Consider the following 23,511-nt stretch of genomic DNA (forward strand, 5'->3'; position numbering starts at 1 on the left):
TTAGCTCATCAGGCTGCGACAGCAGCCTATATTTATGTCTATATCACTCTGCACCACTCAACTGTGGATCAAATGCGGCAGCGGCGCGTGAACGATGGGTCAGACGGAAATAAACATAACCGGCCAACATCATTCCAGCGAATATCAGCGCCAACAGAGGGTTGTAATAGATCATAGCCACCAGACAGACCACCGCCAGTACCAATGCTAGTGCGGGGGCGAATGGATAAAGTGGCGCGGAGAAAGGACGCGTTAAAGCAGGCTCTGTTTGCCGTAATTTAAATAATGACAACATCGAGGTGATATACATCACGATGGCACCAAATACCGACATAGTAACGATATTTGCGGTGAGTGGCATGCCACCAATGACTATCAATGAATCCGAGAAAATCGCCGCGATACCTACCACTCCACCGGCCAGAATCGCCAGATGAGGAGTACGGAAACGCCGATTGACGGTTGCCAAAGGCTTAGGCAAATACCCGGCGCGAGCCAGGGCAAAAATTTGGCGTGAATACCCCATGATAATGCCGTGGAAAGAGGCTATCAGGCCAAATAGCCCAAGCCATACCAGCATATGCAACCAGCCACTGTCACTGCCAACAATAATTTTCATTGCTTGTGGTAATGGATCATTAATATTCGACAGCTTAGTCCAGTCACCGACCCCACCAGCAAAGACCATAACACCCAGTGCCAGCACCACTAATGTCAAAATGCCGCAGATGAAAGCACGCGGAATAGTGCGCTGTGGGTCCTTGGCTTCTTCAGCAGCCATCGAAGCCCCTTCAATCGCCAGGAAGAACCAGATAGCAAAAGGAATGGCAGCAAAAATACCTGACATTGATCCCAGACTGAATGTATCCGCACCAGCCCAGCCCCCTTTAACAAAGTTACTGGCTTCAAAACCCGGTGCAACCACGCCCATAAACACCAGTAATTCAAAAATCGCCAAAACTGTGACTAATAATTCAAAGGTGGCAGCAATACTGACACCCAAAATATTCAGTGACATAAAGACCAAATAAGCGCCAACGGCAACCCATTTAGGGTCAATAGCGGGGAATTGGACGTTAATATAAGCACCAATTGCCATCGCAATTGCTGGCGGCGCAAAAACGAACTCAATCAAGGTCGCAAGACCGGCAATAAATCCACCGGTGGGGCCAAAAGCGCGGTGAGCATAAGCAAACGGCCCACCTGCATGGGGAATCGAAGTGGTTAGCTCAGTAAAACTGAAGATGAATGCCGTATACATGGCGGCGACACCTAAAGCGGTGAACAAAAACCCTAGCGTCCCCGCCTGCGCCCAGCCATAACTCCAGCCAAAGTATTCGCCGGAAATCACCAACCCGACAGCAATACCCCATAATTGAAAACTACCTAATGTACGTTTTAATTCCGGTACTTGTTTTACCTGTGACATAGACCTTATCCCTGCAATTTAACAGTAATAGAGCGGTCTATGGCTAAAGCAAGGTTTGTACCAAATAACAAACACCCGCTCACCAGCCGGAATACCCGCACTTTATGTAATGGGAAAGGTCAATATGATGAGAACAAGTTCGAGTTGTGCGCACTTTTAAGAGGCAAATGCACAAAGATGTCGCAGCATGATGCCACCACGCAGTGGGGTGGCATCATAAGTTAATAGTTACGGTTGTGGATCAGTATCAGAAGGAGTCTTAGGTGTTTTAGTCCATTCCCGTAACCGCTGAATATGCAGATACAGGGCCGGAATAAATAAAATTCCAACAGCGGTAGCCATTAACATGCCGCCAAACACGGTGATACCAATAATCTGACGGCTCATTGCCCCGGCACCACTGGCAAACACCAACGGCATTACGCCGAGGATAAACGAGATTGCGGTCATCATCACCGCGCGGAAACGCTGTTTGGCACCGTCTTGTGCCGCCTGTGCAATCGTCGCGCCCTCTTCCCGCCGGGCTTTGGAGAATTCGACAATTAATATCGCATTTTTGGCCGCCAGCCCTATCAAGAGCACCAATCCAATTTGTGCATACACATCATTAGCAAAGCCCATCGCTGACAATCCGGCGACCGCACCACCCACCGCAAATACCACCGAGAGGATCACCACCAGCGGTATACTCCAGCTCTCATACTGGGCCACCAGGAACAAGTAAGCGAACACTAACGCCGCCAGATAAATAAACACTACCTGACCGCCAGTTTGCTGCTCTTGCCATGACATCCCACTCCAGCTATAGCTGTAACCTTGCGGTAAATTCTGTGCTAATAGCGCCTCCATCGCCGCCATTGCCTGCCCAGAACTGGCCCCATCAGCCGCAGACCCGCTAATCGCTACCGAGGGGAACTGGTTAAAATTGCTGATAAACGGCGCGCCAACTGAGGGGGTCAGAGTGACCAGATTCGCTAAACTGACCAATGCGCCGTTATCACTGCGCACATTCAAACTATTGATCTGCGCAGTACGCTGACGGAAATCCATATCATTTTGCAATTGCACTCGGAACATACGGTTATTGAGGGTGAAGTCACCAGCATTCATCCCCCCAAGTGAGGTCTGTAACGTCTGGAAAATACGACTGACTGGCACCTGTAATAACGCGGCACGATCGCGGTCAATACTCAGATTGGTTTCAGGTACTGAAGCACTAAATGTGGTAAACACCCGGCTCAGTTTTGGGTCTTGGTTGGCAGCAAAAATAACCCCCTGACTGACCTGCGCCAATTCCTGCGGGGTTTGCCCCAACAGGGCTTGAATCCGTAAATCAAAGCCCGAAGCACTGCCCAAACCGGCAATCGCCGGTGGGTTAACCGCCATGATCATCGCGGAGGGAATGGCCGCCAGATTGGACTGAATATTCGCAAGCACCTGATCTATATGTGGTCGTTGACCCCAAGGTTTGAGCATCACAATCGCAAAACCGGCATTCGGCGAGTTATTACCGCTAAGCAAACTGAACCCGGTGATTTTTATCACATCCTCGACGGCATCGTTGGCGGTCACCTGCTGATACATTTGGTCCATTACCGTCTGCGTGCGATTCAAAGATGCCCCATCGGGCAGTTGCAAACTGACAAAGAAATAACCCTGATCCTCTTCCGGCAAGAATGAGGTCGGCAGGCGGGTATAGCCCCACCAGGTTGCCAACCCCACCAGCAGCAGCGCGGCAATACTGAATACTGCGCGACTACTGATTCGTCCTGTTAATGAAACATAGCCATCACGGGCACTGTCCAACCCGCGGTTGATCCCGCCAAACACGCCGGTAGTTGATAACGTGCGGCGCTTAAGCAATACCGCACACAGTGCGGGGCTTAAGGTTAACGCATTGATACTGGACAAAATAACCGCCGCCGAGAGGGTGACGGCGAACTGTCGATACAGCTCCCCCACGATGCCGGGCAAGATAGCAATGGGCACAAATACCGCCATCAGCACCAGTGTGGTGGCAATAATTGGCCCGGCAATCTGACTCATTGCCTGTTTGGTTGCTTGCGCTGGAGTGAGATTGGGATCATTTGATAGCAAACGCTCGACGTTTTCAACCACCACAATGGCGTCATCCACCACGATAGTCAGCGCCAAAATAATCGCAAACAGACTAAGGGTATTCGCTGAATAACCAAAGACATACAGCACAGCAAAGGTACCCAGCAGCGAAACCGGAATGGTGAGTGCGACAATAAAGGTCGCCCGCATACTTTGTAAAAACAGATACACCACCGCTAACACCACAATCAGCGTCAACGTCAGTGAAAGCGCGATTTCATGCAGAGTTGCCGTAACCGGCAAAGTGGAGTCGTAGTTGATTTCATAGGTCAGATCGGGAGGAAAAGAGGCCGACAGGCGAGCCATCTCATCCCGCACGCCATTTGCCACATTTAACGCATTGGCACCGGGTACCGGATAAACCACCAAAAAGGCTGATTCAGTCTGGTTTTGTGCCGCACTAACCTGATAGTTTTGTGCACCAAGCGCCACCCGTGCAACATCACCCAGCCGAATCATACCTCCTTGGGGATTGCTGCGAATAATGACATTGGCAAATTCCTGTGGGTCATTCAGCCGCCCTTGCCCGCTAATGGTCAGGGTTTGCTGCTGGCCTGGCATCGACGGCGACGAGCCAATCTGCCCGGCAGCCGCCTGCACGTTCTGCTGTTGTAATGCCGCTACAATGTCCTGCACGCTAACATTCAGCGATTCCATGCGTTGCGGATTCAACCACACGCGCATGCTGTAATCACGCGCACCAAACACCTGTACATCACCCACACCATTGATACGCGCAATAGCATCACGCAACTGTATGCTGGTGTAGTTGCTCACAAACAAAGCGTCATGAGTCTGTTTCGGCGAAAAGACACTCACGCCCAATAGCAGGTTAGAAGCGCGTTTGCGCACTGAAATACCGTTTTCATTTACTTCAGCCGGGAGCTGAGCGCTCACCTGAGAAATACGGTTTTGCACTTCCACCGCCGCCATATCCGGATCGGTGCCGCTGGCAAAAGTGATGCTTAGTTGATAGCTACCGTTATTGCCACTGGTGGACTCCATATACAGCATATTGCTGACACCATTGACCTGAGCCTCCAGCGGCGACGCAATAGCTTGCGCCACATCGCGGGCACTGGCCCCCGGATAAACCGCGCTGACCGACACCACCGGCGGCGTGATATCCGGATATTGCTCGACCGGAATCACATGTAGTGACACCCAGCCAACAATGGTTATCACTAACGCAATAACAATGGCGAACTTGGGACGACGAATAAAGAAATGCAGCATCTGTCCTTCCCCTTAGTTCGCAGTCAGCGGCGTGGCAACACTGGCGCTCACTGTCATACCAGGTCGGACATGCTGTAACCCCGATACAATCACGCGCTCGCCCACTTTCAGCCCATCTTTCACTGCATATTGCTGTTCAAACTGCTCGCCGAGGGTAACCGGCCGCACTTCAACCTGATCTTTATCTGTCACGACCAACACAAAATGGCCCTGCTTATTTTGTTGCAATGCTGCAATCGGGATGGCGGTAACGGCTTTTGCGGTTTCCGCCGCCAGCGAGACATTCACCACACCACCGGGCAGCAATAAATGCCGTGGGTTGTCAAAACGGGTGCGAATCGTCACAGTGCCGGTCTCTTTATCAATTTGATTATCAACAGATTCAAAAACACCGCTTTCTGGATATTGCTTACCATTTGCCAGTTGAATACGCGGAGTGAAATGCTCAAATGCCAGTGCGCTGTTGTCGCTGGCAGAGGCTGTACCCGTCGCGGATAACTGATAGGTGGCAGTGATGTAATCTCTTTCATTTACCGCTATAGCCACCCGAATAGGATCAAGTTGCACAATGCTCACCAAGGTGCCACTGGCTGGGTTAATCAAACTGCCAACATTAAAGCGGCTGTGACCAATTTGGCCAGTGATCGGGGCATAAATACGGGTAAAACTGAGTTGCAGTTGTTGAATCTGCAAGTTTGCTTGCGCCTGAGCCACCGCCGCTCGGCTGATATCTCGCTGCGCCTGCGCTTCATCGACTTCAGCCTGACTGACCGAGCGGTTATTACCCAAACGCTGTATGCGGGTGAGATTCACCTGCGCATGGTTAGCACTGGCAGTTGCGCTGTCTAATTGGGCCTGTGCCTGAGTCACAGAAGCCTGATGCAAAGCAGGATCAATTTCATACAGGAGATCCCCCTGCTTGACCATCTGGCCTTCAGTAAACAATCTGGCGGCAATAAACCCTTCGGTTCGGGTGGTGACATCCACCGCCTGAATAGCTTCTACCCGACCGAGAAACTGCAACGCAGTATCTGGCGTTGCCGAGGTCACGACGGCAACTGTCACCGCGGGTAAAGGTGCTGCTGCAAACGCACTTTGTGTGCTGATACTCAGCATTAATACAACAGCATATACGGGCAGATAATCGCACCGAGCACACAGGGTTCGCTGCACGTTAAGCATTATCGTGTCACGAACCCAATTTAGTATAAACATGGTCATTTATTCCTTACTCTCGGCGGGATAACTAGTTTGGATAGGGTGTAAAAAGCTTAGCTTTACTAATAATAATCTGAAGCCACTTTAACGTCTTGCGACAAAAATTCATATTGCTGGCAGATGCCTAAATCATCTCAGTTGCATCGAATAGACTCATCGCACAGTGAAGAGGAAAGGTAAACCGTCAGTTTGGCTTTACTCTTATTCATTTTCGATAGAAAAAAAGCAAGAAAACACCATATTATTCTAAGCTCAAATAATAACTCGGCGGAGTTATGTTAGTTTATATTGCCCCAGAGCCTTCATTTCCTGTGGATTAAACCGATATTTAATAAGTACGCCCAGAGATTTCCAGCTACCGGAAGCTACAACGAGCAAGAGGTTAATCGGTCTGGAGCAGATTTGAACAATGACGGGTATAAAGGAACTCACTATGACAAACTCCACCCCGCCAGAACCGCGGGCAAGAGGGGAAAATGTTTTCTTTGCCAAACGGACTTTGCAAACCATGGCATTGTTAGTTGGGGCAACGATTATTATCGCCGCGGCAGGTATTATCTACATCGCATCACAATTAAATGAACAAGCGGTATCCCAAAGCCGTTTTCTGGTGGAAAAAGCCTGGGAGCTGCGCCAGAAATCCATGAAAGCCAGAATAAAAGATAATGCTTTTTGGGGCGATGCCTATCAACATCTGCATGTTACGGTAGACCCTGACTGGGCCTTTGTCAGCCAGAATTTGGGGCCGTCACTTTATAAAAACTTTGGCTATGAAGGTATTTTTGTTATTGATGGGCAAGGAGAAACCCGTTATTCCGTCATCAATGGGCAATGGGTCAATACCCGACTGCAAGATTGGCTCCACGAAGATATTACGCCATTTGTTAATTCGGTACGCGATCAGACGGAAACCGAATATGCCGCGACAGAAATTATCAATGTTGACGGGCTGCCTGCCATTATTGCCGCCGCCGCATTAACCACCGGCAATGACCCACGCGTTAAGTCCATCGCTGGCCCACCTTCTGTTTTAGTCTTTGCCAACTTATTGACGCAATCTGAGCTAAAAGCGCTGGGAGAGAGTTACGGTATTGATCAACTGCGTATTCCCCGAAATGAAAAAGATGCAGCTTCCAGCCCCTCAATGCAATTATCGCCTAATGATAACAGTGTGCTAACCCTGCACTGGAACCAAAATATGCCGGGGGTGCAATTACTCAATATTTTGCTCCCACTGCTGGCGCTGGTTGCTTTGATTCTCGGACTGAGTGGCTGGCTGGTGCTACGGCGGGCGATGTCTGAAGCGCGTATCGCTGATGAAAATAAAGCAGCGTTAATCGCCAGTGAAGAGCGCTTTCGTCACGTCGCTGAGGCGGCCACTGATTGGTTATGGGAAACTGATGCCGACCTGCGCATCACTTATCTGTCCCAGCGATTTTTAACCATTACCGGGCTAAGTGTTGAACGTTGGCTGGGTCGCAATCTCGACTCACTGTTAAATTGTGACGTGATTCCACTACGCTCCTGGCTGCAATATACCCACCTGACGGAATCGCGCAATGAGCTGCAATGCACCTATTTCTCAGCCAAAGGCGACAAACGTATTTGTCGGATTTATGCCAAACCCATCATCAAAAATGACCAAACAGTGGGTTTTCGTGGTACCGCTTCGGATATTACCCGAGAGATAGAAGCACAAGAGCGAATCCAACACCTGTCGCTGCATGACGCGCTGACCGGTTTACCTAACCGCCTGCGTATGAAAGAGTTTTTAGAAAATAAACTGCGCAATCTGGCCGCCGCACCGCATCCATTAGTGATCCTCAATGTTGACCTGGATAAGTTTAAACCGGTTAACGATACCTTTGGTCATGTTACCGGTGATCAGGTACTACATCAGGTGTCTGAACGTCTGAGAAGCTGTTTGCGCGATCAGGATTTAGTGGCTCGTCAGGGAGGAGATGAGTTTATTCTGATTATTACCGGGCTTTCTTCCACCAAAGAAATTGAGCAGCTCTGCGCCCGTGTTATTGCCCGTATCGAAAGCCCATACATGATTAATAATCAGGAGATTTTTATCGGTGCCAGCATCGGAATTGCCTTGGCACCGCAGGACTCAATGCAAGCCGAGGAACTGTTGCGTTTTGCCGATATTGCAATGTATGCAGCCAAAAATAGCGGTCGTAACCGCTGGAGTTTCTATTCCAGCGAAATGAATGACCGCCTGATGCAGCGCAGTGAACTGGAGCGTTTTTTACGCCATGCCGTTAAACATAATGAATTCAGTCTTTATTATCAGCCACGCTATCGTATTGAAGGCACAAAACTGACGGGTGCCGAAGCTCTGGTACGCTGGAACCACCCAGTTTTAGGGTTGCTGATGCCAGATCAATTTATTGCTCTGGCAGAGGAAACCGGGCTGATCACTGCCATCAGTGACTGGACGATGCTGCAAGCCTGTCAGGACGCCGCTGCCTGGCCGGCATCACTGATTATTTCAGTCAATATTTCTGCCATTGAATTCAGAAGCCAACGCCTGATCGAACGGGTGCGACAAGTTCTGTTATTGACTGGGCTACCGAGCCATCGACTGGAATTGGAAATCACCGAACGGATAATGATTGAAGATGCCGATGGGGCATTTAAAACCATGACGGCCTTGAAAGCCCTTGGTGTGCGTTTATCCATGGATGATTTTGGGACCGGATACTCTTCATTGAATTACCTGCGCCGCTTCCCATTCGATGGGCTGAAAATAGATAAGAGCTTTATTGATGAACTGACGCAATCCCATGAGGGGCAATCAATTGTTGAAGGCATTATTAATCTCGGCCACGCGCTATCAATGACGGTCACCGCCGAGGGGGTCGAAACCGCTGAACAACTTGAGCATCTACAAGCGCTTAAGTGCGATGAAATTCAGGGTTATCTGCTAGGTAAGCCGATGAAATTAACCGAGCTATTAAATATTACTCATCAGGCAGGTTACAGCGAGTAGCGTTTCACCAGGTACCGCTCAGCCACCAGATTAATTGATCTCTGGGGCTGAGCGGCAATGGGTATTTTATGAAGCGGGCTGGCTTTTAGCCCTGAAATTAATAATGTCGTAGACCAATCCATCTATTGTACTTTTTACTTCTTCGGCGGTAATTGGTTCGCCACTGTTACTCACTTCCTTACCATAGGCTTTGCGCACCACGACAATAACCGGTTTGCCGGTATTAGAATCGATAACCTGTACTTCCAGGTAAAGTGCGGTTTGCTGTGCCCTATTACCACTGGCTGCCATAGTTCCGGCAATAACAGCAGCGATAGGTACCATCTCATAGACTTCAAGATTTTTATCTTCGGCGGAAACCGCAGTAATGGCCGCCCGAACAATCAGTGTATTCCGTCTTTTCGGAGAATTGACTAACGGCAATTGGTGGCTAACAGCTTCTTTAAGTCTTTTATTCGCATAAGCCAGTATGTCATCTAATGTTTTCTGATTCACTCGATGAGTCGGTGTAGAGCTCGGGTAATAAACTAGTGGCGTATAATAAATACCGGTGTATTTTTTAACATCAAAATCAGGGGAGACCCAACGTAATATTTTTTGGCCACTCGCTGATTCAGTTTCTTTTAACTTACTATAATCACTAATAAAACCTGAGTATTGCGCGCTAGTTGTCACTTGTGAAGTGCACCCCGCCACAAATATCCCGATGGCAAATAATGCCGCTATTTTATAACTATTCAGAATGGCCATTGTATTTTCCTATATGTTTATTAAGGAACTAAAAAACAGGGATGTAGAAAAAGACCAGGAAGACAAAAGAATGACAGTGCTCTCCATTCAAATTTTAAACCATAGCAAAACATTTGCTGAATATTATTTAAATAATGAAAAGCCTCCCAAGAGGCTCATTATTAATTTTAATCTGGAAATAAAATCAGCCGAGACTTAATACGTAAGGGTTTCCAATTGATAAAGGCCGTCAAGGAATGCTGGCACAAAACTCCCCGGCCCTGCAACGCGTTGAGATACTTGCCCCCCGACCTGCGACATAATTCGGCAAGCCGTCGCAACATGGTGCAAACGATCGCCTTCCAGCGCACAAAACGCCGCCACCACCGCAGACAGCGCGCAGCCGGTTCCTACCACACGAGTCATTAGCTTATCGCCACCGGTCACCGCAACATCGCGCTGACCATCAGTGATGTAATCCACCTCACCAGTCACCGCAACCACTGTCTGGGTACGCTGTGCCAACTGGCGAGCGGCCGGTAATGCCGCCAGTGACGTATCGACACTATCAACACCGCGCCCCATGGTTGCCATACCACTCAATGCCATGATCTCTGAGGCATTTCCACGTATAGCCGCCGGTTTTAAGGTAAGTAAATGGTGGGCAAAATCAGTGCGATATGCCAGACCACCCACAGCAACCGGATCAAGTACCCATGGCGTGTCCGCTTGATTAGCTGCGGTTATCGCGCTCAGCATCGACTCTGCTCGCGCTCGGTGCAACGTGCCAATATTAATAAGCAAACTGTTCGCCATCGCACTGAATTGCGCCGCCTCTTGCGGCTCTACCACCATCGCAGGGAAGGCCCCCAACGCAAGCAATACATTGGCTGTAAATGACTGCACCACTTCGTTGGTCAGGCAATGCACCAATGGCGGCGCGGCGCGAAATTGTTGCAGGCAAGCGGTAGCCAGTGCATCTGGGAATAAATCCATCAAATAATCCTCCAATAGCCACTTTTGGTCGCCCCGACTCTAACAAGGCGACCTTTCTGTTGCAGTAGTTTGATATTACTCCCTGATCAACTGCGCGCAGCCGCTATTAATGCTTGCCCCAGCGCCAGACCACCATCACCGGCTGGCAGGCGCTGGGGCATCAATAGTTGGAAATCGTGCAATTGTTCGCTGAGTAATTCACGTAGCAATCGGTTATGCAGTACCCCACCAGAAAATGCAATAGTTTCAATGCCAAAGCGCTGTGCTGCTTGTCGGGCCAAAGCCGCAAAGCCCTGCGCGAGAGCAAAGTGGAAAGCATAAGCTCGCTCAGCGGGTGCAGCATCAAAAGCCAGCCATTGCCGCCAGAAGGTCGCCAAGTCCAATTGATTATCGCGCAGTGGCATAGTCACGGGTGGAACTGTTCGGGGACTTTGCCATGCCAGTGCTTCCAATAGACAAGCCGCCTCGCCCTCCCAGCTGATGGCTTGCGGCACAATATTTAGCGCCGCCGCTACCGCATCAAATAGTCGCCCCGCCGATGAAGCTAATGGCGCATTAATGCCGCGCGTAATCGCACGCACCAGTACCTCACCCTGCGGTTGGGGGATAGCCGCGGCTTCGGGCAAGTTTTGCCAATTCGGTACAAAGCGCTGAAACTGCGCCAATAAATTGCGCCACGGCTGGCGCGAGGCCAGATCCCCGCCGGGTAAGGCCACCGCAGGCAAACCGCCAACGTATTCACAATTAACATAATCCACTCGTAGGCATTCGCCGCCCCAAAGCTTCCCTTCTGCGCCATATCCCAATCCATCCAACGCCAGGCCTATTACCTCTCCAGCTTGGCGCGACCAACCATGTTCTGCCAGGCAAGCCGCTAAATGAGCATGATGATGCAACACTTCCACGCAGGGAATGTTGTGCTGCGCCGCCCATTCTCGACCAAATTGGTGACTGACATAAGCGGGGTGCGCATCCACCACCACCGCCTGCGGGGTAAAATGATAAATATCGCAAAACAGCGCGAGTAACTGCTGTTGTTGCTGCGCAATATCGCGATCTTCCAGATCCCCCAAATGCTGGCTTAGCACCGCATTGCTGTCGCGCAGCAAGCAAAAGGTATTTTTCATATCCGCCCCCAGCGCCAGAATGGCCGGTTGCTGACTAAACCCCGGCGGCAACTCGAAAGCATCTGGTACATAACCTCTGGCGCGGCGCAGCATTTCAGCCCCACGCGGCGTCAGGCGCACCAATGAGTCGTCTGCGCGTTGCACGATTTCCCTATCGTGCAGCAGCCAGTGGTCGGCAATTTCACTCAAGGCACTCAGGGCCTGTTGATTACTCAGGGCAGGCGGCTTGCCTCTGCCATTGCCGGAGGTCATCACCAACGGGCGTGCCACCTGTTGCAGCAGCAAATGTTGCAGCGGGTTAGCAGGCAGCATCACGCCAATTTCGGGTAAATCGGGCGCGACCGCCGCACAAAGTGGGCTTTCCGGCTGCTTTGCCACCAGAACTATCGGCGCGGCCGGGCTGCGTAGCAAACCGAGCAACGCAGCATGATCAGCACTTGATACACAGCTTTGCAGCCAATCGGCATCCGGTAACATTACCGCCAGCGGCTTGGACGGCCGATGTTTACGCTCGCGCAAGCGAGCCACGGCGACAGCATTGGTGGCATCCACCGCCAGATGAAAACCACCCAGCCCTTTGACAGCCACGATTTCGCCTGCCAATAGTGCCGCAGCGGCTTGTTCTAGCGCGGAGAAACCCTGAGCCATGGTCTGTCCATCAGCTCCCGTTAGCCACAGTTGCGGGCCACAATTCGCGCAGGCATTGGGCTGGGCATGAAAACGACGGTCTGCGGGGTGGTCATATTCAGCCTGACAAGCCGCACACAACGGGAACTTGCTCATGGCGGTAAAAGGGCGGTCATACGGCATGCGCTGGATAATAGTAAAACGTGGGCCGCAATGGGTGCAGTTGATAAAAGGATAATGGTAGCGGCGGTTGGCGGGGTTATTCATTTCACTCAGGCAAGCATCACAAGTCGCGGCATCCGGCACAATTTGGGTGTCCATCTGCCCGGCCCCGCTGTGCTGAATCACAAAATCCAGCGGCGGCTGCCCCCAGTGGTATGGCATAGTATCAATGCTATCAATGTGCGCCAATGGTGGGCAATCTTGTGGCAATGCTTGTAAAAAATCCGCTACCGCCGGGGCTTGCCATAGGTGAACTATCACCCCAGTGCTGTCGTTACTGACATCCCCTTGCAGGCCAAAACGGTGGGCAAGTTGCCAGATATAGGGGCGAAAACCCACCCCTTGCACCTTACCTTTTATCCGCAAACTGAGACCGTTTTTATCCACAAAAACTCCTTCGCCAGGCTGCCAGCAGCCTGTTTTATAGCTTGGAGATCGCGGGGCGACGGCACCGATGGGCGCTCCGGCGACTTACGTCGCTACGAGCCATTCGGCACATTTCCCCGCCTATCAACTGGTTAATCGCCTGCCACTTCGAGGACAAATCGGATCCCAAAAGTCATTGGAGTTGCAGGTAGGCAGCAAGTAAGCAAATCCCGATGAGCTGACACAAGTCAGTGATTCGGGTGCGTGAACGCAGCTAACACCCCTGCGGTTTCAAGGACAAATGGGATCAGCAGATTCGAGGTAACGGCTCATCCAACGGCAAATCCAGTTTACGTGAAACGCCAAATGCGCCGCATAATCGCACCTGTTTATTCTCGGTCACCTGCCCGATAACGGCGGCATCACGGCCGAGTGGATGACGCTGTAATTCAGCTAAAACAGCATTTTGCGCCTCAGGTGAGACTACCAGAACCAGTTTGCCCTCATTGGCAAAGTTGAGCGCATCCAGCCCCAGTAATTCGCAAATGCCGCGTACCGCCGGTTTTAAGGGTAAATCCGCTTCGTTGATTTCCATGCCACAGCCGCTGGCGGCGGCGAATTCGTGCAGAATTGCCGTAACCCCACCACGAGTGGCATCACGCAGCGCTCGCACACCAGCAATATGGCGTAGTGGCGCAATCAACGGTGCCAGCAGCGCGCAATCACTGCTTAGTTCAGCCTCCAGCCCCAAACCTTCGCGTAGATTTAAAATAGTGGCACCATGATCGCCTAAGGTACCGCTGACAACGATCCGATCGCCGGCACGGATCATCGCCGTTCCCCACTGGATATCTGCTGGGATCACGCCGATGCCGGTGGTATTGATAAAGATCTTATCAGCCGCGCCGCGCTGAACAACTTTGGTATCGCCGGTGACTATCTGAATGCCCGCTTGCTGTGCGGTGGCCGCCATTGAGTGCACAATGCGCTCCAGAGCAGCCATCGGCAGGCCTTCTTCCAGAATAAAGCCGCAGGAAAGATAACGCGGAGTCGCGCCACTCACCGCCACATCATTGGCCGTGCCGCACACCGCCAGTTTGCCGATATCGCCGCCGGGAAAGAAAATAGGATCAATCACATAGCTGTCGGTCGATACCGCCAGTCGATCCCCCTGTGCAACCAGATCCGCCAGCGCAATACGCGCCTGATCTTCGCGCTCATTCAGTGCCGGATTAGAAAACGCCGCCAAAAACAGAGATTCGATCAAGCTCTGCATTGCCCGCCCGCCACTGCCGTGTGCCAGGGTAATCTCTTGTTTATTCATTATGTTGTAGCCTTATTTGTAGCGATGATAGGCAGAGCAAGCCCCTTCGGAGGAAACCATCAGCGCCCCAAATGCATTATCTGGCGTACATTCGCTACCAAACAGTGGGCATTGATCCGGTTTGCAACGCCCGGTCAATACGTCGCCGCAACGGGATCGCGGATCATCGGCCACTCGTTGCTGCTGCGGGGTGAAACGCCGCTCAGCATCAAACACCTGATAAGCAGAACTAAGCTGTACACCGGAATCGGCGATTTCGCCCAATCCACGCCACTCGCTGCGCTCTTTGGTGACAAATACCTCGGTCAGCGCCTGTTGCGCTAGCAGGTTGCCGCTGTCGGGTACAATGCGCCGATATTGGTTTTCCACCGCACAGTGCCCTCTGACCATCTGCTCCAGCAGCATCACCAGCCCTTGCAAAATATCCAGCGGCTCAAAGCCGGTGACCACCAGCGGTTTATTGAATTGGCTGCATATAAAGTCGTATGGCGTAGTGCCAATCACCATGCTGACATGGCCGGGGGCGAGGAAACCGTCAATGCGCACATCGGGTTGTTGTAGCAGGCTGCGCAAGGTAGGAATGATAGTGATGTGCTGGCAGAACACCGTGAAGTTGGTCAGCCCCAGCCGTTTGGCTTGTTGTAGTGTTAAGGCCGTGGCGGGCATGGTGGTTTCAAAACCGAGGCCGAAAAATACCACTTGGCGATCAGGATGGTGCTGTGCCAACGTCAGGGCATCCAGCGGCGAGTAAACCACACGAATATCTGCCCCGCGCCGCTTGGCATCCAGCATTGAGCCGTTGCGCCCCGGCACCCGCATGGCGTCGCCGTAAGTGCAGAAAATCACCTGTGGGTGAGCGGCAATTTCCAGACAACTGTCGATACGGCCCATCGGCAATACACACACCGGGCAACCTGGCCCGTGAACAAACTCCAAACCGTCTGGCAGCAGTTGATCCAGACCAAATTTGAAGATCGCGTGCGTGTGGCCGCCACATACTTCCATAATTTGCAGCGGCAAGCGTTGTTGATCGGCAAGTTGTGGCAGTAAGTTTTCGATCCGCTGTAATAATGCACTGACCAGTGTCGGATCGCGGAATTCATCAACGTAGCGCATCATTAGCCTCGCTGGCGACATCATCCAGATCCAGCCCAACGGCTTGCATATGGGCTAATGCCGCCAGTGTTTGCTGGGCTTCTTCTTCATCAAGCAAGCTCATAGCAAACCCGACATGTACCAATACCCATTGGCCGAGCAGGTCAGACGGTGACTCGTCGCACACCAACGCGATATTGATTTCACGTTTGACACCGCTCACTTCCACCCATGCCAGTTGATGGATATCTTCCCCCACCGCGACTATTTTGCCGGGTACGCCTAAGCACATCGCTGTGCCTCCAGCCATTCAAGCCACAGCTCCATTCCCTCGCCACTACTGGCTGACAGCGCAATCACCTGAATGTCAGGATTCACCTGACGGGCATAATTAATGCACTGCTCAAGATCAAAATCCAGATAGGGTAGCAGGTCGATTTTATTGATAATCATCAGTGTGGAAGCGGCAAACATATGGGGATATTTCAGCGGCTTATCTTCGCCTTCCGTCACTGAAAGCACCGCCACTTTATGCCGCTCGCCGAGATCAAAGCTGGCCGGACACACCAAATTACCAACGTTCTCAATAAACAACAGGCTGTCATGGCTGAGATTCAGGCGGTGCGCGGCATCATGCACCATCTGCGCATCCAGATGACAGCCTTTACCGGTATTGACCTGAATCGCCGGGACACCGGTGGCGCGAATGCGTTCGGCATCATGAGTCGTTTGCTGATCACCTTCAATCACCGCGCAAGGCACTTGCCCAGCCAGTAGCTGCAAAGTGGTGGTCAACAGTGTGGTTTTGCCGGAGCCGGGGCTGGAAACCAAATTCAGCGCCAGAATATGTTGCTCGACAAAATGCTCGCGGTTATGGCTGGCTAACTGATTATTTTTGCTCAGCACATCTTGCTCGATTTGCAACAAACGGCGCTGCCCCATGCCCGGAGCATGGCTACCGGCTTCACCCTGCCCATAATGCAGCCCTTGCTGGTCAGCATTAACTTGTGGGGTGAAAGACTCGACGGCGGGGGCGTCTGTGTCATCGGGTTCTGGGGTCGCCATCGGTTCAGATGCTTTGCCATGATAGTGATGGTGAACATCACCCTGATGGTAATAGTAGTGGTGGTGAACAATCACCGGCTGTGTCCCCTTGGCAACATATTTGTGTTTATGTTTATGCTGAATCTTTTGCATCGGGGCATCACTTTCGTGCTGGTCATGGTGGTGATGATCGTGGTGGTGATCATCATGTTGATGATGGTCGTCGCCCTCGATCTTTCTCTCGCCGCTGGCGCAACCACAAGTCGTACACATAGGAATTCACTCCTTCAGAATTATTCCACTTCTATCTGTTTCACCTGCAAATTGCTGCCACTCTCTACTTGCAGAGCATGGCTGCCGCAATGCGGGCACCCGGCATCATGCCGCTCAATGGCAACACTGTTGCTGCACTCCCAGCACCAGGCCGCTGCGGGCAAGTAGCTGAGATGCAATTGGCAATTTTCTGCCAGTGTTTGGCGGCTGGCGGCCTCAAAACTGAAGCGTAGGGCACTCTCTTCAATACAGGAGAGCGCACCAATTTCCAGCCAGACCGCAGTTATCCGTGTAGCACCGTTAAGCCGCGCCTGTTTTTCAATCAACTCCAGCGCGCTGAGACACAAACTGATTTCATGCATGCTGATTCTTTATTTGGCTAACTTTGTTAAACAACGCCCGCCGCTGCGGATTGGCGGGAGCATCGACATCCACCACCGGCAGTGAGAGCGCCATACGCGCACTTTGCTCCGCCAGTTGTAATGCCCGTTCGGCACTAAGCGAGCTGTCCAGCGGTGACATCAATGAGCGGCTCAAATACTGGCCGCAACCGGCAATTTCGCTAACAGTAAAACCAATCGTGCCGCAAGGAAGTGCCAGCATCAGGCGTTCCCCCACCGCACGACGTTGCCAGCTCTGCCGCGGCCCCGGTAATACCACTAAACTCAGCATCCACGGGGTCAATAACGCGCCAATCCATTGCTGCTCAAATAACTGAAATCCGCAGGCGCGCAACGGAATGTGGTCACGGTAAAAGGGCAAGCCGCGCATTTCCTCGGCAGCCACCTGGCCGAAAACCTGTTCCAGCAATGCCGCTGGGTTTTGTTCATGACCGGCAATAACATCAGACATGACTTTCTTCTCGTGCCTTGAGTATGATCCCACTGGCTTGTAATGCCGCCAGAATCTGTTCCAGCGCTGGCTCTATGGCCCGCGTGACCGTCGGCGTCAGGCCGATATTCGGTGCCAGTGATTCGGGCACCACCCCCACCAGAGTGAGCTGGCGCGGGAACTCATCGGTCAATTGCAGTGCCATCAGCACATCACACAACCCCAACTGATGCGGTGACACTTTGCGGCTAAACATCGCCGGGATCTCTTTATCGCGCAGTACCGCAACACTACCCGGTGGTTGTCCGGTCAGCACCGCATCAGCCACAATCAAATGCTCGCGATTCGCCATAGCATCCATCAGTTCCAGCCCAGCCGTGCCACCATCCAGCACGTCAAGCTCCGGTGGGATGTGAAAGCGCTGCTCCAGCGCTTCAACAATTCGCACACCGACAGCTTCATCGCTGAGTAATAAATTGCCTATACCTAATACCAAAATCCCCATCACAGCACCTTGACTTTGGTCACTTCGTTGCCCGTTGTATCAACAATATGTACAGCACAGGACATACACGGGTCGAATGAGTGAATGGTCCGCACCACTTCGAGTGGTTTGGCCGGATCGGCAACCGGTGTCCCCACCAGCGCTTGCTCGTATGGCCCCGGCTCATCGTTATAATTGCGTGGGCCAGCGTTCCAGGTTGATGGCACCACCGCCTGATAGTTGGCGATTTTGCCATCCTTGATAACCACCCAGTGCGACAACATGCCGCGCGGCGCTTCTTCAAAGCCCACACCACGGATTTCGCCATTCAAAGGGATGTCCGGCTTGATAAAGGTTTCGACATCACCAGTACCAATATTGGTGACCAGCGCCGTCCATTGCTGGGCCAGGGTTTCATGCAGCACACAGCAATGCACCGCACGGCCAATAATGCGCCCCAGAGTCGATGGCAACTGTTCGGCGGTAATGGCCTGCCCGCTCAGTTTTTGGTAAGCCGCACCGATGTCAGTGAAATGCTGTTTAGTCGGCGCATGTCCGGCGGCCAGCCCGCACATCAGCCACGCCAGCGGCCCCACTTCCACTGTTTTGCCGTAGAAAGTGGGCGCTTTTACCCACGAATATTTGCCGTCTTCCTGCCAGCCGGTGTAATTCGGGTTGGTTTTCCCCTCCCACGGGGCCAGCGGTTCGTCGTCCTGATACCAGGCGTGTTTGCCGCTCTCGGCGATACCTTTGATCAAATACGGATCATTGTGATTGGCAATCGGGCGGAAAGACCCCTTTGCCAGATATCCCCCCGGCAACAGGAAGGTTTCCCCTTTACGATCGGTTGGCAGCTCCGGCACGCTAAGGTAGTAATCCGCCCCTTTGCCCAGATTGAGCCAGTTCGGATAGTGAGCAGCGATCACCGCTGTATCGACCTTATAAACCTGCTCAATAAAGCTGCCCAGCCGGTCAATAAAGGATTTCACCAACATCAGGCGTTCCAGATTGAGCACACTTGGCATATCCAGATTAATGGGGTTGGCAACCCCGCCCACTGCCAGATTCTGAATATGCGGTGTTTTACCGCCGAGCACCGCCACAATACGGTTAGCATCGCGCTGGCACTCCAGTGCTTGCAGATAATGCGCCACCGCAATCAAATTGACCTCTGGCGGCAATGCCATCGCCGGATGGCCCCAATAGCCATTGGCAAAAATACCTAACTGCCCGCTGGCGACCAACTCTTTGATTTTCTGCTGCACACGAGTAAATTCTTCTGCACTGTTCAACGGCCAACTGGACAACCCACTCAGCATCGCGGCCGCTTTTTGCGGGGAGGCTTGCAGCGCCGAGGTGACATCCACCCAATCCAGTGCCGAGAGTTGATAGAAATGCACGATATGGTCGTGAATGCTGTGTGCGGCCAGAATCAAGTTACGGATATGCTGAGCATTAACCGGCACTTCCATCCCTAATGCATTTTCCACCGCCCGCACCGAAGCAATGGCGTGAATGGTGGTGCAGACGCCGCAAATGCGCTGCACAATCATCCAGGCATCGCGCGGATCATTGCCTTGTAAAATTTCTTCCATGCCACGCCACATGGTGCCGGAGGACCAGGCTTTAATGACTTTGCCGTCCTCAATTTCGCAGTCGATCCGCAGGTGCCCCTCAATACGGGTGACGGGATCAATGGTGATGCGTTGGCTCATGCTTTACCTCTGTCTGATTATTCTTATGTAACTGTCCGTGAGCAGGAAGCACCGGCAACAGTCGAATCAATAAAATGTAGGCACAGACCTCAATGGCAACGAAGCCGATGGAGATCAGGATTTCACTGGTGGTGGGAAAATAGTTATAGCCGCCGCCGGGGTTGAAGGCTAAGAGTGAGTAATTGAGCCGCCATAGCGCCCCACCACTTATCATGCACAGCGCCCCGATAAACAGTAACCGGCTATCTTCTCTGGCCCGCCGAATACGGAAGATCAGCAGTGGCAAGGCCATCAGGACAATTTCAGCCCAGAAAGCGATAGCATAGCGGTCAAAATGCCACAGATATTCCGTCTTATGGCGCACCATAACTTCACCGAGACGTAGCAGGATAAACAGCAGTAAAAAGACGTCGATGATGGTGGTTAATCGTGTGAATAATGGCGCTTCATTGGCTCCCCGTCCCCGTAATCCAGCCTGTACCAGCGAGCCTTCGAAAATAACAATCGAGAAGCCCAAAATGGCGGCGGTCAGTAGGGAGAACAGCGGCAACATCTCGTAGCTTTGCCATAACGGGTGGATCTTGGCACCGGCGGCGATCATTAATGATCCCATTGAAGACTGATGCATGGTCGGCAACAGTGCACCGAGCGCGATAACAAAAAACATCACTTTGTTCAGCCGCTTCAGCGAAACTTTCCACCCCAACCGTTCAAACAGCGCCGGAGCAAACTCCACGGCCATCACGCCGATATAAATGGTCATACAGACGGCGGTTTCGAATAGCACCGAATTGACGTTGAAATGGCCGGGAATAAAGAAGTAAGGCAAGTTCCAGTAACGGCCCACGTCTATGGTGATGGAAAGCCCACCGAGCGCGTAACCAAACAAACTGGCGAGTAGCGCCGGGCGCACCAGCGGGTGATATTCGCCCCGATTGAACACATAAACCGCCCAGGCCAATGCCCAGCCGCCGCACGCCAAACCGGTGCCGACCAGTAAGTCGAAAGCAATCCAGATCCCCCACGGGAAGCCGCCATTCAAGTCACTGACCGACCCCAAGCCCAGCACCAAACGTTTGACAATCAACAGCGCGCACAGCACGACAAAAGGCGCTAACAGCATCACCGGCCAACTGACCAGCCGCCCACCCAGTGGACTGGATTTATGCATCGTCATCATGGCCGTCCTTTTTATCGTGCTGGTCAGTATCGCTGTCTTGGCGCTCATCGCGGGTATTGCGATGCACCAACGCGGTCACCCCCGCCAATACCGCCAGCGGCAGGATCATGCCTTTGTACAAGGTGTGCTGGACATGCTCAGAACGCGCGCCAGTCGCCAGTTCTGCCAGAGGGGGCAAATCAAGTTTCTCGGTCGGAATTCCAGCCAGCACCAATACCTGAGTGCCGCCGCCCTCTTTCTCGCCATAAACATGCGGGTCATAGTGGGCAACCGGATGCTCGTAGGTGTCATTGGCGCTGAGTGTTTGGCGCGGGAAGCGGTAATTCTCGCCCGGTTTCAGCATCAACCGTCGCTGCGCCTCGGATAATAACTCCTCGCGGGTGCCGAATATCACCGCACCGGTCGGACAGACCTCGACACAACTGGGTAAGCCGCCTTTATCAAGCCGCTCGACGCCCTTCTGATTGCACAATTCACATTTATGAATCTTGCCAAACGGGTTGTGATAATCGTATTTCGGCACATTGAACGGGCAGCCGACCATGCAGTAGCGGCAACCGGTGCAGACATCCGGGTCATAGTGAACAATGCCGGTTTTAGCATCTTTGCGCAGCGCACTAACCGGGCAGACGGAAACACAGTTGGGATCAACGCAGTGCATGCATTGCTTTTTGATATAGGCGTAGCCGTCTTCCAATTGATCTTTATGAATGCCCGCGCCGCTGGTCCAGACCTGAATGATATTGTTGGTATAGGGGCTGAGTTTGTCATTATCCGCCCAAAGCGCATCACCGCTGGCATAGATCTCACTATGATTGACCTGCTGACATTTGCTCACGCAGGCCTGACAACCAACACATAACGTGGAGTCATACAACATGCCCAGCGCACCGGGGATCGGTGGTCGATTTTGTACCTCAGCTTTGCTGCTGGGGGAAAGCCCCGCCAACAGCACGCCGCCGGAGGCTAGTTTGAAAAAGTGACGTCGGTTCACGGCTATTCCTCCCGCGATGAGTGATCGTCATCTTTGCGGCGCTGCTTCTGTTGCCGCCCCAGTTCACGTACCGTCATCAGGCTGACACCGGCGACCAATCCCACCACGCCGCCCAGTAGTGCCGTCGCGGTCGTCGAAATCTCGCCGCCTTCCGGATTATGAATCAGGGGTTTTTCAGCACGCGGTGTCGGGTTCTCAACATTCGCCAGTTGGGCGATGCCCTTGGTGAAGCCAATCCCTTCTTCATTACAGCCATAGCAAGGGTGCCCAATCCCCACCGGCCAGATGCCACCGCCAACATCGCAGAACTCCAGTGTCGGGCAGTTGCCGTAGGTCTCCGGCCCTTTGCAGCCGAGATGATAAAGGCACCAGCCCTGCCGATGACCTTCATCGCCAAACTGACGGGCAAAACGGCCCGCATCAAAGTGTGGTCGGCGCTCGCAGTTTTCATGGATCAAGCGGCCATAAGCAAAGGTCGGACGGTTTTTGCTGTCCAATGCCGGTGGCCGCCCGAAGGTAATGATATGGGCCACTGTTGCCAGAAAATTATGAGGATTGGGTGGACAGCCGGGGATATTTATCACGGTTTTACCCGGTAGCGCCGCTTGCAAACTCACCGCACCAGTCGGGTTCCCACCGGTCGCTGGCACACCGCCCCAGGCGGAACAGGAACCAATAGCAATAATCGCCGCCGCATGTTCTGCGGCTTCACGGATATGCTCGACAATAGGTTTACCCGCCACCATGCAGTAAATTCCACCGTCTTTCAGTGGAATCGACCCATCCACCACCAGCACATATTTTCCTTTGTACTGCTCGATGGCCCGGTGTTTATTCTCCTCCGCTTGCTCACCAAAAGCAGCAGAGAGCACTTCGTGATACTCCATTGAGATAACACTCAACAGCAGGTTCTCAATGGTCGGGTGAGTTGAACGTAACAGTGATTCAGTACAACCGGTACACTCCTGAGCGCCAATCCAGATAACTGGCGGGCGCTGAGGCGAACTGACGGTGTTGGCAATTTCAGCGGCAGCCTTGCTGCTGAGACCCATGGTGGCCGCCAATGCGGCACAAAGCTTCATAAAATCACGACGGTTAACGCCATGCTGGGAAAGCATGTTTTTTTCCCCTGTATTATTATTCTATTGTTCACATGCCCGAGATTAACAACGGGCATATCCCTATAAAAAGAGTGGTTTCTGTTAATAGTTTGTAATGTTGTATTTTTAAATAAGTTGATCTTTATCAATGGAAATTGATTGAATTAGCACGGGGGAAATATCTGTGAACTAAAACCGTTTCAGCAACTATTTCATTTGCCAGAAATTTAAAAATCTGTCAGATGGCAATATGACGCGGGTTAATAGTATTGAATATCATTAGGCCCAATACGGTGGTTCACTATAATGAATTTAATTAATTATTAGTTTTTTTAGTTACTTAACTAGAAACAAAAATTTCATTATCATAAAAAATGAAATAAGAGAAATTTTAAAATATACATC

General features: G+C 52.1%; 18 protein-coding genes. 1 reads left to right on the forward strand and 17 read right to left on the reverse strand.

The window, feature by feature from the left end; all coding sequences use genetic code 11:
* Nucleotides 1-43: 43 nt before the first annotated feature.
* From eat to HU019_RS08380, 3 genes are all read right to left on the reverse strand, one after another.
* Complete coding sequence (gene eat, locus HU019_RS08370) at nt 44-1,429, reverse strand: ethanolamine permease (protein ID WP_050077172.1); 1,386 nt, start codon at nt 1,427-1,429, stop codon at nt 44-46.
* 228 nt (nt 1,430-1,657) lie between these two features.
* On the reverse strand, nt 1,658-4,783 hold the full coding sequence (locus tag HU019_RS08375; protein ID WP_174849962.1) for an efflux RND transporter permease subunit: 3,126 nt from the start codon (nt 4,781-4,783) through the stop codon (nt 1,658-1,660).
* 12 nt (nt 4,784-4,795) lie between these two features.
* The gene (locus HU019_RS08380) at nt 4,796-5,998 is read right to left on the reverse strand and encodes an efflux RND transporter periplasmic adaptor subunit (RefSeq protein WP_174849963.1); all 1,203 of its coding nucleotides are present in this window, start codon (nt 5,996-5,998) and stop codon (nt 4,796-4,798) included.
* A gap of 436 nt (nt 5,999-6,434) precedes the next feature.
* Here HU019_RS08380 and HU019_RS08385 point away from each other — a divergent pair, with 436 nt between their 5' ends.
* Entirely contained in the window at nt 6,435-8,999 is a 2,565-nt protein-coding gene (locus tag HU019_RS08385; RefSeq protein WP_174849964.1) for a bifunctional diguanylate cyclase/phosphodiesterase, read from the forward strand.
* 66 nt (nt 9,000-9,065) lie between these two features.
* On the opposite strand, the gene HU019_RS08390 is transcribed toward HU019_RS08385, so the two are convergent.
* The 14 genes from HU019_RS08390 to hybO form a co-directional block, all read right to left on the reverse strand.
* On the reverse strand, nt 9,066-9,749 hold the full coding sequence (locus HU019_RS08390) for a DUF3313 domain-containing protein (RefSeq protein ID WP_174849965.1): 684 nt from the start codon (nt 9,747-9,749) through the stop codon (nt 9,066-9,068).
* 195 nt (nt 9,750-9,944) lie between these two features.
* On the reverse strand, nt 9,945-10,724 hold the full coding sequence (gene thiM, locus HU019_RS08395; RefSeq protein ID WP_174849966.1) for a hydroxyethylthiazole kinase: 780 nt from the start codon (nt 10,722-10,724) through the stop codon (nt 9,945-9,947).
* 86 nt (nt 10,725-10,810) lie between these two features.
* Entirely contained in the window at nt 10,811-13,087 is a 2,277-nt protein-coding gene (gene hypF, locus HU019_RS08400) for a carbamoyltransferase HypF (RefSeq protein ID WP_174849967.1), read from the reverse strand.
* A 286-nt stretch (nt 13,088-13,373) separates the two neighbouring features.
* Nucleotides 13,374-14,390, reverse strand: coding sequence for a hydrogenase expression/formation protein HypE (gene hypE / locus HU019_RS08405; protein ID WP_174849968.1), 1,017 nt, complete (start codon nt 14,388-14,390; stop codon nt 13,374-13,376).
* A gap of 12 nt (nt 14,391-14,402) precedes the next feature.
* A complete protein-coding gene (gene hypD, locus HU019_RS08410) occupies nt 14,403-15,506 on the reverse strand; it encodes a hydrogenase formation protein HypD (protein WP_174849975.1) in 1,104 nt (367 codons plus the stop codon).
* The gene (gene hybG, locus HU019_RS08415; RefSeq protein WP_005173940.1) at nt 15,493-15,777 is read right to left on the reverse strand and encodes a hydrogenase maturation factor HybG; all 285 of its coding nucleotides are present in this window, start codon (nt 15,775-15,777) and stop codon (nt 15,493-15,495) included. The genes hypD and hybG overlap by 14 nt, the downstream gene beginning before the upstream one ends.
* Nucleotides 15,768-16,802, reverse strand: coding sequence for a hydrogenase nickel incorporation protein HypB (gene hypB, locus HU019_RS08420; RefSeq protein ID WP_174849969.1), 1,035 nt, complete (start codon nt 16,800-16,802; stop codon nt 15,768-15,770). The genes hybG and hypB overlap by 10 nt, the downstream gene beginning before the upstream one ends.
* A gap of 20 nt (nt 16,803-16,822) precedes the next feature.
* Nucleotides 16,823-17,164, reverse strand: coding sequence for a hydrogenase maturation nickel metallochaperone HypA (hypA, locus tag HU019_RS08425; protein WP_174849970.1), 342 nt, complete (start codon nt 17,162-17,164; stop codon nt 16,823-16,825).
* The gene (hybE, locus tag HU019_RS08430; RefSeq protein WP_174849971.1) at nt 17,157-17,654 is read right to left on the reverse strand and encodes a hydrogenase-2 assembly chaperone; all 498 of its coding nucleotides are present in this window, start codon (nt 17,652-17,654) and stop codon (nt 17,157-17,159) included. Before hybE ends, hypA begins: the two co-directional genes overlap by 8 nt.
* Nucleotides 17,647-18,138 carry a HyaD/HybD family hydrogenase maturation endopeptidase gene (locus HU019_RS08435; RefSeq protein WP_174849972.1) on the reverse strand — a complete coding sequence of 164 codons (492 nt, stop codon included), beginning with the start codon at nt 18,136-18,138 and terminating at the stop codon, nt 17,647-17,649. Before HU019_RS08435 ends, hybE begins: the two co-directional genes overlap by 8 nt.
* Nucleotides 18,138-19,832 carry a hydrogenase 2 large subunit gene (gene hybC / locus HU019_RS08440; RefSeq protein ID WP_174849973.1) on the reverse strand — a complete coding sequence of 565 codons (1,695 nt, stop codon included), beginning with the start codon at nt 19,830-19,832 and terminating at the stop codon, nt 18,138-18,140. The genes HU019_RS08435 and hybC overlap by 1 nt, the downstream gene beginning before the upstream one ends.
* Nucleotides 19,810-21,009, reverse strand: coding sequence for a Ni/Fe-hydrogenase cytochrome b subunit (gene hybB, locus HU019_RS08445; protein WP_174849976.1), 1,200 nt, complete (start codon nt 21,007-21,009; stop codon nt 19,810-19,812). The genes hybC and hybB overlap by 23 nt, the downstream gene beginning before the upstream one ends.
* Nucleotides 20,996-22,006 carry a hydrogenase 2 operon protein HybA gene (gene hybA, locus HU019_RS08450; protein WP_174849974.1) on the reverse strand — a complete coding sequence of 337 codons (1,011 nt, stop codon included), beginning with the start codon at nt 22,004-22,006 and terminating at the stop codon, nt 20,996-20,998. The genes hybB and hybA overlap by 14 nt, the downstream gene beginning before the upstream one ends.
* A 2-nt stretch (nt 22,007-22,008) precedes the next feature.
* Nucleotides 22,009-23,124 (reverse strand): hydrogenase 2 small subunit, encoded by a 1,116-nt coding sequence (gene hybO / locus HU019_RS08455; RefSeq protein ID WP_019079071.1) that lies wholly within the window; start codon nt 23,122-23,124, stop codon nt 22,009-22,011.
* Between the last annotated feature and the right edge of the window lie 387 nt (nt 23,125-23,511).

It is taken from the genome of Yersinia artesiana, from assembly GCF_902726545.1.
GTDB lineage: Bacteria > Pseudomonadota > Gammaproteobacteria > Enterobacterales > Enterobacteriaceae > Yersinia > Yersinia artesiana.